Source organism: Plantibacter sp. MDV22-iso1 (assembly GCF_058408345.1).
The window spans coordinates 241736-254730 of the sequence record NZ_JBZVDY010000003.1 but is presented as its reverse complement, the minus strand read 5'-3'; the positions used below and the strand labels follow the sequence as shown (position 1 = coordinate 254730).

Annotated in this window: 12 protein-coding genes; 6 read left to right on the top strand and 6 right to left on the bottom strand. The window is 70.8% G+C overall.

Going from position 1 to position 12995, the window contains the following annotated elements:
- Positions 1–176: 176 nt before the first annotated feature.
- The 5 genes from AC4PMY_RS16040 to AC4PMY_RS16020 all read right to left on the bottom strand — a co-directional run bounded on the left by AC4PMY_RS16040 (position 177) and on the right by AC4PMY_RS16020 (position 6116).
- Positions 177–827 carry a response regulator transcription factor gene (locus AC4PMY_RS16040; protein WP_056012577.1) on the bottom strand — a complete coding sequence of 217 codons (651 nt, stop codon included), beginning with the start codon at positions 825–827 and terminating at the stop codon, positions 177–179.
- Entirely contained in the window at positions 824–2056 is a 1233-nt protein-coding gene (locus AC4PMY_RS16035; protein WP_064295262.1) for a hypothetical protein, read from the bottom strand. The genes AC4PMY_RS16040 and AC4PMY_RS16035 overlap by 4 nt, the downstream gene beginning before the upstream one ends.
- On the bottom strand, positions 2053–3210 hold the full coding sequence (locus AC4PMY_RS16030; protein ID WP_139205503.1) for a sensor histidine kinase: 1158 nt from the start codon (positions 3208–3210) through the stop codon (positions 2053–2055). Before AC4PMY_RS16030 ends, AC4PMY_RS16035 begins: the two co-directional genes overlap by 4 nt.
- Before the next feature lie 89 nt (positions 3211–3299).
- Entirely contained in the window at positions 3300–4505 is a 1206-nt protein-coding gene (gene metX / locus AC4PMY_RS16025; RefSeq protein ID WP_064295264.1) for a homoserine O-acetyltransferase MetX, read from the bottom strand.
- A 285-nt stretch (positions 4506–4790) separates the two neighbouring features.
- On the bottom strand, positions 4791–6116 hold the full coding sequence (locus tag AC4PMY_RS16020) for a bifunctional o-acetylhomoserine/o-acetylserine sulfhydrylase (protein WP_064295265.1): 1326 nt from the start codon (positions 6114–6116) through the stop codon (positions 4791–4793).
- A 204-nt stretch (positions 6117–6320) separates the two neighbouring features.
- On the opposite strand from AC4PMY_RS16020, the gene AC4PMY_RS16015 reads away from it, so the two are divergent.
- The gene (locus AC4PMY_RS16015) at positions 6321–7097 is read left to right on the top strand and encodes an SDR family oxidoreductase (RefSeq protein ID WP_491623186.1); all 777 of its coding nucleotides are present in this window, start codon (positions 6321–6323) and stop codon (positions 7095–7097) included.
- A gap of 51 nt (positions 7098–7148) precedes the next feature.
- Here the strand turns inward: AC4PMY_RS16015 and AC4PMY_RS16010 are convergent, their stop codons facing one another.
- Positions 7149–8687, bottom strand: coding sequence for an MFS transporter (locus AC4PMY_RS16010; RefSeq protein ID WP_064295266.1), 1539 nt, complete (start codon positions 8685–8687; stop codon positions 7149–7151).
- A gap of 45 nt (positions 8688–8732) precedes the next feature.
- Between AC4PMY_RS16010 and AC4PMY_RS16005 the strand changes: the two genes are divergently transcribed.
- The 5 genes from AC4PMY_RS16005 (at position 8733) to AC4PMY_RS15985 (ending at position 12918) form a co-directional block, all read left to right on the top strand.
- Positions 8733–9230 (top strand): phosphoribosyltransferase, encoded by a 498-nt coding sequence (locus tag AC4PMY_RS16005; RefSeq protein ID WP_071262460.1) that lies wholly within the window; start codon positions 8733–8735, stop codon positions 9228–9230.
- Between the two features lie 40 nt (positions 9231–9270).
- Complete coding sequence (locus tag AC4PMY_RS16000) at positions 9271–10008, top strand: Type 1 glutamine amidotransferase-like domain-containing protein (RefSeq protein ID WP_064295268.1); 738 nt, start codon at positions 9271–9273, stop codon at positions 10006–10008.
- Positions 10009–10011: 3 nt separating this feature from the next.
- Positions 10012–10731: a uracil-DNA glycosylase gene (locus AC4PMY_RS15995; protein WP_071262459.1), complete on the top strand. Its 720-nt coding sequence runs from the start codon at positions 10012–10014 to the stop codon at positions 10729–10731.
- A 65-nt stretch (positions 10732–10796) separates the two neighbouring features.
- Complete coding sequence (locus tag AC4PMY_RS15990; protein ID WP_064295270.1) at positions 10797–11378, top strand: GNAT family N-acetyltransferase; 582 nt, start codon at positions 10797–10799, stop codon at positions 11376–11378.
- Positions 11379–11487: 109 nt separating this feature from the next.
- Complete coding sequence (locus tag AC4PMY_RS15985) at positions 11488–12918, top strand: amidase (protein ID WP_121291836.1); 1431 nt, start codon at positions 11488–11490, stop codon at positions 12916–12918.
- The last annotated feature ends 77 nt before the right edge of the window (positions 12919–12995 follow it).

The window sequence follows — 12995 nt, the reverse complement described above, 5'->3', positions numbered from 1 at the left end:
TCTGGCGTAGTGCCAGCGCGGTGCGCTCACGCGAGCGCGCCCCATACGCGTGAGCGCGGGTCTCCGGAGACCCGCGCTCACGTATCCGAGTGGCGCTCACGCCGCACCGTGCGGTCTCGCGTCAGCGCACCGCGCTGACGCCGACACCCGCGCGCTCGCGTCAGCGCACCGCGCTGCTAGTCGACGATGATGCCGTCGAGGATCGCCCGCTTGCGCAGGGCGACCTTGGTACCGACGTCGATGCCGGCGTTGCGGTACTTCTCGCGGATGCGCTTGAGGTAGCTCTTCGCGGTCTCGTCGGAGATGCCGAGGCTCTCGGCGACCATCTTCACGGGCTCACCGGCGGCGTACAGCGCCATGACACGACGCTCCTGCGCGCTGAGGCGGGGGCCGGTCCCGGAGGCTCCGCTCGCGAGGGCGAGGTCGAGCTCGGGGGAGATGTAGGACTCGCCGCGTGACGCCGCACGCAGGGCGTGCACGATGGTCTCGGCGTCCTCGCTCTTCGCGAGGTAGCCCAGAGCGCCCGCGGCCAGGGCTTCACGGACCACTGCCGGGTCGCTGTAGGTGCTCATGAGGACGGTCGTGACGCCCGTGGTCTTCAGCGTCGCGAGCTTCACGGCGACCGGCACATTGTCCTTGAGGTCGACGTCGAGCAGCAGGACGTCGACGGGGAAGGCGGGGTGCGTCAGCAGCTCCGGCCAGGACGGGGTCACGACGACGAGTTCGATGTCGTCGGCGACGCTCCTGATCCACTCGGTGAGCGCACCGAGCAGCATCCGGTGGTCATCGACGATGCCGACCCTGATGCGAGACTCCTGTGACGTCATTGACGTTCCCCTTTCCGCTGGCCCGCAGCAGGATTGTCGACGGTGCTGTCGATCTCGATCCTGATCCGGGATTTCTGGTACGTGTCCGTAGAGCTGCCCACTCGTCCGAGCGCTTCCCACACCGCGGGATCCACCTTGGCGCGTTGCACTCCGACCGCTTCGAGGACGATCGGGATGACGAGCGCACCTGATCGGCCCGGTCGTTCGGAGCGGTCGACCGGTCCGAGCGTCAGCACAGCTCTGGCACTCTGCGCATCTGCTTCCCCGAGGAGCAACCATACTGCAGAGAGCAGTCCATCCCGCTGATCCGTTGCGAGATACGTCGCGAGTCGCTCGGGGTCGCGGAGGGTGGCGCTGTCCGACAACACGGACGACTCCTGGAACGCGTGCTCGAGCCAGGACTCCTTGCCCTCGGACATGAGGTGACGCCGGAGCTCGGTCGCAAGGCGGGAGGCGCGCGCCGCGAGCTCGGGGCTGAGCGGGAGGTCGACCGAGCCGTCGGCGACACCGACGAACAGCTCCTCCGCTTCGAGGTCGAGGGTCACGAGTTCCTCCGAGTCGAAGAACCCGAGTGCGTCCCGGACGCTCGCGACGGTGGAGGCGACCATGACCCGGTCGAGTTCGAGGCGGACGATCCGGCGGTACTGGGAGACGATCGCGCAGGCGATGAGTGGTGGGACGACGGCGACCGCGGCGAAGAGCAGCTCCGCACCGAGGGTCGCGGTCTGGGTCCGCGTGACGGTGAGGATCGAGCCCACGAGCATCAGCCCGAGCACCACGGTCGCGGCGGCGACGTCGCGCACCGGGCGGAGGGTGACGACCGCGAGCAGGACGCCGCCGACCGCCGCGGCCGCCGTCGGATAGACGCCCACGGCGTCGCGACTCCAGACGCTCGCCAGGTCGAGCGCGGCGACCACCACCAGCTGGATCAGCAGCGCGACGAACAGCCGATCCGAGAGGTGGAACGCGGAGCGGCGGAGGAGGAGGAAGGTCGACACGATCGCCGCGGTGAGCAGCAGCCAGGCGACGACGCTGAGCAGTGGTCGCGGGTAGTGGTGGACCGAGCTGACGAAGCGGATCGCGGCGTAGACGACGAGGATGACGCCGGACACCGAGAGACCGATGCCCAGCTGTGTCGTTCCGAGTGACGAACGCTGCCGGTCGATGGCGCGACGATGACGGTAGCGACGGGTCGGTCCGGTGGCCTCCTCGAGGGCGTCGACACTCATGCTTGCGGGACCTCCAGGATGACCGTCGTCCCGGCCCCGGGGGCGGAGAAGACGCGCGCCTGTCCGCCGACCTCCTGAATGCGCGCGACGACCGATTCCGCGACGCCGAGATGGCCGTCCGGCACTGCCGACGGGTCGAACCCGGTGCCGGTGTCGGTGATGAGGAGTCGGGCCGTCAGCTCGTCGATCGACACCGTGACGTCGGCCGAATCCACGCCGGAGTGACGCCGGACGTTCTCCAGGCACTCCCCGAGAGCGAGGAGGAACGCCTCGCGCACGCGTGGGTCGAGGTTCGCCTGTCCACCGCCGTAGACGTTGACCGTGAGGCCGAGCCCGGCGAACCGGTCCGTCACGGCCTCGATCCCTTCGTCGAGGGTGAAGTCGACACCGCGCTGCAGGATGTACGAGCCGGAGGAGACGGGGGTCAGCTCCTCGCCGAGGCGGAGGCTGCGGAGCAGATGCGCATCGTTCCCGGCCTGCGAGCGGAGGGCGGCGCCATCGACGCCCCGACCGGAGTGGGCGAGCATGGTGAGGGTCGCGAGTGCGGTGTCGTGCAGGAGGCGTGCGTCCTGTCGCCGTTGCGACTCGGCCTGACTCGCGAGCCGCTCAGCGTTGTAGGCGTTGCCGATGGTGTCGACCCGACGGATGAGTCGGGGGATGCTCGTGTCGAGCCACCCGCCGAAGGCGCCGATCGCGATCCACACGACCGCGGTCAGGCCGATGGTCGGGATCGTGAGCGCGGTGGGCCCGGTGACGACGACGATGGTGACCGCCGTCACGACGAACGCGGTCAGGAGCAGCGGCCAGGTGCGACGGATCGGCACCAGTCGGGCCGCGACAGCACCCATCCCGAGGGAGGTGATCGCGGCGATCGCGCTCGCGGAGCCGACCTGGCCGGTGTTCCCGTCGGACAGACCGATGACGACGACGACGCCGACACCGACGAGGAACACCAGCAGGACCCACCGCTGACCGTCGTACTGCTCGGCGGCCACGTGGGTGAGGGCGAGGACGGCGACGAGGACGAGGAGGACGGCGTACCGACCGCCCGAGACGACGCCCGGGACGCTGAGGATCATCGCGGCCGTGACGCAGCCCGCGAGCCCGAAGAGGCGCGTCGTACGCAGCAGCAGCCGTCGCTGGGTCCTCGCCACCCGATCCATGCTCACGCTCCTCTGAGGAGTCACCTTATCGGGTGACACGGGCGCCACGGAACGGTTGTCGGACAGACGGAGCGCGGCTGTCAGACGGCGAGGAGCCGGCTGAGATGCGGCGCGACCAGCGCGTTCTCGATGAGGAAGCCGTCGTGGCCGAAATCGGACCGGAGGACCGACGGTCGGGTGCCGTCGAGGTTGCCGGCGAGGTGGAGGGCGATCTCCTCCTGCCCACTGACCGGGAAGAGCCGGTCGCTGTCGATCCCGAGCACGAGCGACGGACCGGCGTAGGCCCGCAGCGCCGCGCCGACGCCGCCGCGATCGCGTCCGACGTCGTGCGAGTTCATCGCCTCGACGAGGGTCACATAGCTCCCGGCGTCGAAGCGTCGGGTGAACTTATTGCCGTGGAAGTCGAGGTAGGACTCGACGGCGAAGCGTCCACCATGCCCGAGCGGGCTCACACTCGACTGCCAGCTGCGTTCGAAGCGGGCGTTCAACTCACCCGGGCTGCGGTAGTTGAGCAGAGCCATCCGTCGGGCGAGGGCGAGGCCGCGGTGCGGGCCCTCACCGTCCGGGGCGTCGTAGTAGTCGCCTCCCTGGAAGTGCGGGTCCGTCCGGACCGCTTCGAGCTGCACGAAGTTCAGGGAGATCTGGTCCGCCGTCGTGACCGGGGGTGCGGCGATCACGGCCAGTCGGTCGACGAGCTCGGGGTGGGTGGCGGCCCACTCGAGTGCGTGCATGCCGCCCATCGACCCGCCGATCACCGCGGCCCAGCGGTCGAGTCCGAGGTGGCCGAGCAGTCGGTGCTGGGCCTCGACCTGGTCGCGGATCGAGGTGTACGGGAACCGCGAACCCCACTCGACGCCGTCGGGCGCGAAGGAGGAGGGGCCGGTGCTGCCCTGGCAGCCGCCGATCATGTTCGGCGCGACGACGAACCAGCGGTCCGTGTCGACGGCGAGTCCCGGACCGACGATGCCGGCCCACCACCCGGCGGTCGCATGCCCGTTGCCGGCGCCACCGAGGACGTGGCTGTCTCCCGTGAGCGCATGGAGGACGAGGACCGCGTTGCCGCCGTCGTCGTCGAGCGTGCCCCAGGTCTCGTAGGCGAGTCTGGCGTGCGGGATGCTCCCGCCGTGCTCGAAGTCGAGGCGGCCGAGTGGGGCGAAGAGTCGGTCGCCCGGCCGATCGCCGTCGCGCCAGGCGCCGCTCGAGGGCGGGTTCGCGAGCAGAGCGCCGACCTCGGCTTCGGTCACGAAGCGGGAGGGCACGCTGTCTTCCGGGGTCTGCCAGTCCATAGGTCTCCATTGTGGCGTGCCCGCGAGCGTCGACCGGCCGTGTTACGTCACCCGATCGGTCGAGGTCAGCGCGGTGCGCTGACGCGAGTGTGCTCCCGTCGGCCTCGGCGCGCCGGAACGGGCTCGAGTGACGGGGAACGGGCTCGAGTGACGGGGAACCGGCCCGACTGCGCAACGAACGACGCGAGCGCGGGTCTCTGGAGACCCGCGCTCGCGGTCGTGGGGTGCGCTCGCGTCAGCGCACCGCGCTGGCGCAACCCGGGAGGGAGACGCCTCGGGACGGGCTCAGACCCGGGCGGCCTCGACGACCTGCTTCGCTGCGGTCAGACCGGCCTGGAGGTCGGCCGTGATGTCGTCGATGTTCTCGAGTCCCACCGAGAGCCGCACGAGCCCGGGGGTGACGCCGGCCGTGAGCTGCTGCTCCGGGGTGAGTTGCGAGTGCGTCGTCGACGCCGGGTGGATGACGAGCGAACGGACGTCGCCGATGTTCGCGAGGTGTGAGAACAACTGCAGGGAGTTCACGAAGGCGCGGCCGGCGTCGACCCCGCCCTTCAGCTCGAACGACAGGACCGCTCCGACGCCCTTCGGCGCGTACTGGTTGGCAGCCGCGTACCAGGGGCTGGACGGCAGCCCCGAGTAGTTGACGCTGGCGATGTCGGGGTGGGCGTCGAGCCACTCGGCGACCTGCTGGGCGTTCTGCACGTGGCGCTCGATGCGGAGGCTGAGCGTCTCGATGCCCTGGATGAGCTGCCAGGCGCTCGCCGGGGCGATGGCCGCACCCAGGTCGCGCAGGAGCTGCACGCGCGCCTTGATGATGTAGGCGAGCGAGTCGCCCACGGCGTCGGTGTAGACCGCCCCGTGGTACGAGGGGTCCGGCGTCGTGAGGCCTGGGAACTTGTCCGCGTGCCCGGTCCAGGAGAAGGTGCCGCCGTCGACGATGACCCCGCCGATGACCGTGCCGTGACCGCCGAGGAACTTCGTCGCCGAGTGGACGATGATGTCTGCTCCGTGCTCGAAGGGTCGGATGAGGTACGGCGTGGCGATCGTGTTGTCGACGATCAGCGGGACGCCGGCCTCGTGTGCGACGTCGGCGACGAGGCGGATGTCGAGGATGTTGATCTTCGGGTTGCCGATGGTCTCCGCGAAGAACAGCTTCGTGTTCGGGCGCACCGCACGCCGCCACTCCTCGGCGTCGTCCTGGTTCTCCACGAAGGTGGTCTCGATGCCGAGCTTCGCGAGCGTGTACTTGAAGAGGTTGTACGTGCCGCCGTAGATCGACGAGGACGACACGATGTGGTCGCCCGCCTGCGCGATGTTGAGGACCGCCGAGGCCTCCGCCGCCTGCCCGGAGGCGAGGAGGAGGGCGCCGCTGCCGCCCTCGAGCGCGCTGAGGCGCTCCTCGACGACGGCCTGCGTCGGGTTCTGGATGCGCGTGTAGATGTTGCCGAACTCCGCGAGGGCGAAGAGGTTCTTGGCGTGGTCGGCGTTGTCGAACACGTAGCTCGTGGTCTGGTAGATCGGCGTGGCCCGAGCCTTCGTGACCGGGTCGGGCGCTGCTCCGGAGTGGATCTGCTTCGTCTCGAACTTCCAGTCGTTCGTGGCATCGCTCATGGTGGATGGTCCCCTCTGCTCGGGTGGTCGGTGCTGCTCGGGTGATGGGTGCCGCCGGTGAGGCCGCTCGGTCCGACAGCGATGTCGCCGGGCGTGGCTCCGGGTGGTGCTCCGTCGTGACCCCGAGGCTACCGGCCCTGCCTGCACGCGCCAACCGCGCGGACACACGGCGTAACGGCTCGGCCCGGTGGCTACCCTGGAGGCATGACGACGAGACGTGTGGCGGTGACCGGTGCGAGTTCAGGGATCGGGGAGGCGACGGCGAGGCGTTTCGCGGCCGACGGTTGGGAGGTCGTGGCGGTGGCCCGCCGTGCGGAGCGGCTGGAGGCGCTCGTCGCGGACATCGGCGGCACCGCGGTCGTCGCCGACCTGACCGTGCAGGCGGACGTCGACGCGCTCGCCGCCCGGGTGGAGGAGCTCGGCGGCGCCCAGGCGCTCGTCAACAACGCGGGCGGCGCCTTCGGCCTCGCGTCCGTCGAGGACGGCGACGCGGAGGACTGGCGGCGCATGTTCGACATCAACGTCCTCGGCACGAAGCGCGTGGTCCAGGCGCTCCTGCCGATCCTCCGTCGGAGCATCCCGGAGGGTGGTGCCGCCACCATCGTCGGTGTCACCTCGATCGCGGGCCACGTCGCCTACGTGGGTGGCGGCGGGTACAACGCGGCGAAGTTCGCGGAGCGCGCGCTCTTCGAGGTGCTGCGGCTCGAGCTCAACGGCGAACCGATCCGGGTGATCGAGGTGGCGCCGGGCATGGTGCACACGGAGGAGTTCTCGCTCGTGCGCTTCGGTGGCGACCAGGACCGCGCCGACGCCGTCTACGAGGACGTGCCGGATCCGCTCTCGGCCGACGACGTCGCCGAGGCCATCGTCCACGCGACCTCGCTGCCGCCGCACGTCAACCTCGACCTCATCACGATCAAGCCGGTCGCCCAGGCCGCCCCGTACCGCCTGGCGAAGGGGCCGTTGCGCGTCGCGGAGTAACCGTTCGACAGGCTCAGGGACCGGTCGGGGGCTCAGGGACCGGTCGGGAGGTCAGTGACCGGTCGGGTGCTCAGCAGCGGGATCGATGCGTGGCTCGGGTCCCGTGTCGACCGGGGCCGCGTCCGCGAAGGCGAGTTTCGGGACGAAGCAGAGCAGGACGGCGGCGACGAGCGCGCCCGCCCCGCAGATCGCCCAGACCGTGAGATAGCCGGACAGGCTCGACGCTCCGGCCGTGACGGCCTGCGCGGCGCCGGCGAACAGGACCACGCCGAAGACGGCCGAGGCGAAGGAGCCACCGATCGTCTTCGTCGTGTTGGTCAGTGCCGACGCGACGCCCGTCTGCCCGCGCGGTGCGGCGGCCGCAGCCGCAGCCGGCATGGCGCCGACGAGGGCACCGGAGCCGAGACCCGCGATCGCCATGTTCAGGAAGACCTGCCACGTCTCGAGGTGGAACGGGAGGAACAGCAGGTACCCGACCGCGACGAGTGAGGCGGCGACGATGAGCGCGATCCGAGGCGTCGCCCAGCGCGACACGAGTGGGAACAGGAGCGCACCGACGATCATCGAGATCAGGTAGGCGCCGATGAGCGTGGAGATGTCACCGGCGTCGAGCCCGAGGCCGTATCCGTTCTCCCGCGGTGTCCCCGCATAGGTGCTGAGCGGGGCCTGGGCGCCGAGCAGGCTGATCCCGATGAGCCCCGCGGTCAGTTGCACCGGCCACATGTTGGGTTGCCGGAGCACCCGGAGGTCGATCGCCGGGTCGGGCTGCCGCAGTTCATGCCGCCCGAACGGCAGGAACGCGAGCACGCCGATCGCGATGAGCCCCCACACCCACCACGTCTGCGGACCGTTGAGTCGCAGGAAGGTGAGCCCCGAGGTGATGAGGAGGAGCGCGAGGCTGAGGAGCACGAAGCCCGCGAAATCCAGGGTCCTGCCCGGCAGGGGTTCGGACTCGGGGACGCCGAACAGGATGGCGAAGAAGACGAGGGTCACCGCGACGGCCGGCAGCATCATCGTGAGTGGGATGTCGCCGCCGAGGGCGGTGAGGATGCGTCCACTCGACAGCGCACCGATGATGGCCCCGGCCTCGAGCGCCACGACGAGGAGGCCGGCGGCCCGCCGGGTCTGCGAGGCCCCGGTGCCGGAGCGACGGCCCCGCTCGAAGATGAGTGCGATCTCGAGGGGCAGCCAGACGACGTAGAAGCCCTGCAGCGCCCAGGCCGCGAGGAACGACCAGAAGTCCCCGGCGACGACGAGCCACCAGCTGGCACCGGCCGTCAACACGGTGGAGACGAGGAGGACCCGCTTGTGTCCGAACATGTCGCCGAGCTTCGCGAGGATAGGGACGACGAGTGCCGACAACAGCAGCTGCGCGGCCTCGAACCAGTTGAAGTCCGCGTCGTGGATGCCCAGGTGCTCGACGAGGTCGGGGATGAGTGGGACGTAGTAGCCCTGCAGGACACCGCTCGTGATCTCGACGAGGAACAACCAGCCGATGAGTCCTGCGGTGATACCAGCTGCCGACCCACGGATCGACGTCCGCCATCCGGTCGCCGAGGCTCCGCCGGTCGTCGTGCTGTCTCGCGCCATGTGGGGATGGTACAGGCGGCCCGGCCGGCAGGATAGCGTTGGGGGATGTCGACCGAGAACCCCAGCGCAGCGTCCCCGGAGCGAGAGGTCCTCGACTGGCCCACGTTCGGTGACGCGGCCCGCGAACTGTCCAGTGCGATCGTCGCGAGCGGGTTCCGGCCCGACTCCGTCGTCGCGATCGCGCGCGGGGGGCTCCTGCTCGCCGGTGCCATCGCCTACGCCCTCGACGTGAAGGCGTGCGGCGCGCTGAACGTCGAGTTCTACACCGGGGTCGACGCGCGTCTCCCCGAGCCCGTCGTGCTCCCGCCGCTGCTCGACGTGGCCGGGTTGCCGGGGAGCCGGGTGCTGCTCGTCGACGACGTGTCCGACTCGGGTCGCACGCTCGCGATGGTGCTGGAACTCATGCAGGCGAGCGGCGCGGAGGTCCGCACGGTGACGCTGTACGAGAAGCCGCAGACGGTGCTCCGTCCCGACTACGTGTGGAAGCGCGTCGACCGCTGGATCTCCTTCCCCTGGTCGACGCTGCCGACGATCACGGCCTGATCGTCCCCGCCTGATCCGGGGTGCCGGGTAGGGTCTCAGGGTGAGTGTTTTCCTCCTCGGCGGTCCGGCCGCCCCAGAGACCGAGTCGACCGTCTACGCAGCGTTCATCGCCGAGGCGGCCGCGCTCGCGGTCGTCGCCGGTCGGTTGGCCCCGCGCATCGCGATCGTCGTCGTGCACGACGGCGACGGGCTCGAGCAGTCCGCGGCCCTGGAACGCGCCGTGGCACGCTCCGGTGAGATCGAGGCGATCCGCGTGGTCGTCCGCGAGGGCGGCGTGGTCGCGCAGGCTCAGCTGGCCGAGGTCGACGGGATCGTCGTCGGCGGCGGGCTGCCCTCGGCCTACGCGGAGGCGGTCGCGCCGGTCGCCACCGACATCCGACGCCTCGTCGCGTCAGGTCTGCCCTACCTCGGCATCTCGGCCGGCGCGATGATCGCGGCCGAGCACGCGATCATCGGTGGATGGCGTGTCGGCGAGGTCCCCGTGAGCCCCGAGGCGGCGTCCGAGGAACTCGACGAGGTCACGATCGGCGACGGTCTCGGGCTCGTCGACATCGCGGTCGAGGCGCATGCCGCTCAGTGGGGCACCCTCGGGCGGCTCGTCGCTGCGACGGAGGCCGGGGTCGTGGACGGCGGTGTCGCGATCGACGAGAACACGGCGCTCGTGGTCGGGCAGGGGGCGCTCTCCGTCCTCGGTGGCGGCAGCGTCTGGCAGGTCTTCACCGCCGAGCACGGGGTCGTCGTCCGCACGATCGGTGCCGAGCAGCCGCAGCAGCAGTAGGCCATGACGAACGGGATCCTCGGCGGTAGCCCGGCACAGCTCGCCGCGGCGGGGTCGATGGACGAGGGCTGGGCCGACGCGCTCGCGCCTGTCGCCGACCGCCTTGCGACGATCGACCACTGGCTCGCGGCGCAAGCGGCGGACGGTGCCCGATGGTTGCCGGCCCCCGAGCTCGTCCTGCGGGCCTTCCGCACGCCGTTCAGCGCGGTCCGGGTCCTCATCGTCGGGCAGGACCCGTACCCGACACCGGGTCATCCGATCGGCCTGTCGTTCGCCGCGGACCGGGATGTGCGCCCGCTGCCACGCAGCCTCGCGAACATCCACCGGGAACTCCGCGACGACCTCGGTGTCCCGACGCCGGAACACGGCGATCTCAGTCCGTGGACCGGACAGGGCGTGCTGCTCCTCAACCGCGTCCTCACGGTCGAGGCGGGTTCCGCCGGTTCCCACCGCCGACACGGCTGGGAGGCGGTCACGGAACAGGCGATCCGGGCGCTCGCCGCACGCCCCGCACCGCTCGTGTCCATCCTCTGGGGCAAGGACGCCGAACGACTGGCCCCGCTGCTCGAATCATCGAGCGACCCCGACCGTCACGTCATCGTCTCGGCGCACCCGAGTCCGCTCTCCGCCTCACGCGGGTTCTTCGGCTCGAAGCCGTTCAGCCGCACGAACGACTTCCTCGTCTCCCGCGGCGTGGACCCGATCGACTGGTCGCTCGACTGACGACCGGGTCGTGGGGTCGACCGCAAGGGCTGTCCGCCGACCCACCCCCTCGTTAGGCTTGGGGGATGTTGGAAGAGGAGTACGAGCCGAGGCGACGGCTGCCGCCGCACCTGCGCAAGCCGCCGACCCCCGAGACCCCTTTCGCATTCACGATGCGCGACGCCACTGCGGCCGACCTTCCCGACGTCCGGGCGATCTACAACCACTACGTCGCCAACAGCATGGTCACCTTCGACGAGGACGCGATGACCCTCGCCGAGTGGCGCTCCAAGTTCGCCTACCTGCAGCGGCTGCAGCTCCCGTTCATCGTCGCCGTCAACCCGACCGGACAGATCCTCGGGTACGCGCTGTGCGCGCCGTGGAAGCAGAAGCGCGCCTACCGCTTCACCGTGGAGAGCTCGATCTACCTCGGAGCCGCGGCGACCGGCAAGGGCCTCGGCACCGATCTGCTCGGTGAGCTCATCGAGCGCTCGAAGGCCGCCGGGCTCAAGGAGATGCTGGCCGTCATCGCCGACAAGGGCGCCGAGTCGTCGATCGCCCTGCACGAGAAGTTCGGGTTCACCGAGGTGGGCCGCATGGGTCGTGTCGGGTTCAAGTTCGACCGCTGGATCGGCACGGTCCTCCTCCAGAAGTCCCTGAAGCGCTGAGCCGGTCGACGCCCTTCGGCAGGCTCAGGGACCGGAACGGACAGGGAACAGGGACCGGAACGGCCGGAGAACGGAGACCACGGGAGAGCGCCGCCTCTAGGCTGGTCGCATGGCGGAACTCCACGAGCTGACGGCGCTCGAGCAGTGGCAGGCGTTGCAGCGGGACGAGGTCTCGCCGACGGAGCTCGCCCGGCACTACCTCGACCGCATCGAGCGGCTCGACGATGCGATCGGCGCCTTCACCTCGGTCGCCGCCGGATCGCTCGCGGAGCGGGTGGAGGCGGTCGAGGCACTACCTCGGACCGCACCGCTCTGGGGACTCCCGATCGGCGACAAGGACCTCGTGTCCCGTGCCGGTCAGCCCGTCCGCTTCGGGTCGCGGCTCACAGCGGATCTCGTGGCGACGACCGACGACGAGCTCGTCGGCGTCCTCGACCGGGCCGGTGCGGTGAGCCTCGGGAAGACCGCGACCCCGGAGTTCGGGCTCTACGGCTACACGGAGCCGCTCGACGGGACACCGACCCGGAACCCGTGGGCCCTCGACCGTGGGGCGGCCGGGTCGAGTGGCGGGGCCGCAGCCGCCGTCGCCGCGCGGCTCCTCCCGTTCGCCCCCGGCTCCGACGGCGGCGGCTCCGTCCGCATCCCTGCGGCCGCCTGCGGGCTCGTCGGTCTGAAGCCCACGCGGGGGCTCGTCCCCGCGGGCTCCGGTGTCGACCGACTCGCCGGCCTCGTCGTCCCCGGGCCGATCGCCCGGACCGTCGCCGACGCGGCCCTCCTGCTCGACGCGATGATCGAGCGCGTCCACGGACGCATCGACCACCACTTCACGCTGCGCGCACCCGACGCCGACGACGGACCGCTGCTCGGGCACGCCGTGCGCGGCGAGGGCCGGTTCCAGCTGGCGGTCCTCGCCGGCTCACCCTGGGACAGTGCCTTCGAGCTGGCGGTCGACCCTGAGGCCCTCGCGGCCGTCGACGTCGCCACCCGGGCGTTCGCCGCGATGGGGCACGGCCTGGAGGAGCTCACCCTCCGCGACGCCGAACGGTACCCGGCCGACTTCACGACGATCTGGCAGGCCTCGGCGGCCGGTGTGCCGGCGACCTCGGAGGCGGAGCTGACGCTCCTCGAACCCATCACGAGGTCCCTCGTCGAGCGCGGTCGGGCGCTGCCGGCGACCCGGCTGATGGAGACGCTCGCCAGTCTCCACCGGTTCGAACGCAGCGTCCTCGCGCAGTTCGCGCCGTTCGACGCGATCATCACGCCGGCCCTCGCCCAGACGCCACGTCCCATCGGGTGGTACGACCAGGACTCGCCCGAGCTGAACTTCGAGCAGCAGGTGCGCTACGCGCCCCACACCTCCTTCGTGAACGCGACCGGCTTGCCGGCCATCACGCTCCCGGTGCACGAGACGTCCGAGGGGCTGCCGATGGGTGTCCAGCTGATCGGGCGTCCCGGAGGCGAGGCGACCCTGCTCGCCCTCGGTGCGCAACTGGAGCGGCGCCTGCGCTGGCAGGACCGCGTCCCGTCCGTCGCCCGCTGACCCGTCGCCCGCTGACCCGTCGCCCGCTGACCGATCGACGTGAACCCCGCGTCGCAGCGCTCCGTATGACGTGATGT

Coding starts and splice junctions, on each gene's coding strand:
- AC4PMY_RS16040 (WP_056012577.1), bottom strand. CDS start 827: ATGACGTCACAGGAGTCTCGCATCAGGGTCGGCATCGTCGATGACCAC.
- AC4PMY_RS16020 (WP_064295265.1), bottom strand. CDS start 6,116: ATGAGCGATGCCACGAACGACTGGAAGTTCGAGACGAAGCAGATCCAC.
- AC4PMY_RS16010 (WP_064295266.1), bottom strand. CDS start 8,687: ATGGCGCGAGACAGCACGACGACCGGCGGAGCCTCGGCGACCGGATGG.
- AC4PMY_RS15985 (WP_121291836.1), top strand. CDS start 11,488: ATGGCGGAACTCCACGAGCTGACGGCGCTCGAGCAGTGGCAGGCGTTG.
- AC4PMY_RS16035 (WP_064295262.1), bottom strand. CDS start 2,056: ATGAGTGTCGACGCCCTCGAGGAGGCCACCGGACCGACCCGTCGCTAC.
- AC4PMY_RS15995 (WP_071262459.1), top strand. CDS start 10,012: ATGACGAACGGGATCCTCGGCGGTAGCCCGGCACAGCTCGCCGCGGCG.
- AC4PMY_RS16015 (WP_491623186.1), top strand. CDS start 6,321: ATGACGACGAGACGTGTGGCGGTGACCGGTGCGAGTTCAGGGATCGGG.
- metX (WP_064295264.1), bottom strand. CDS start 4,505: ATGGACTGGCAGACCCCGGAAGACAGCGTGCCCTCCCGCTTCGTGACC.
- AC4PMY_RS15990 (WP_064295270.1), top strand. CDS start 10,797: ATGTTGGAAGAGGAGTACGAGCCGAGGCGACGGCTGCCGCCGCACCTG.
- AC4PMY_RS16005 (WP_071262460.1), top strand. CDS start 8,733: ATGTCGACCGAGAACCCCAGCGCAGCGTCCCCGGAGCGAGAGGTCCTC.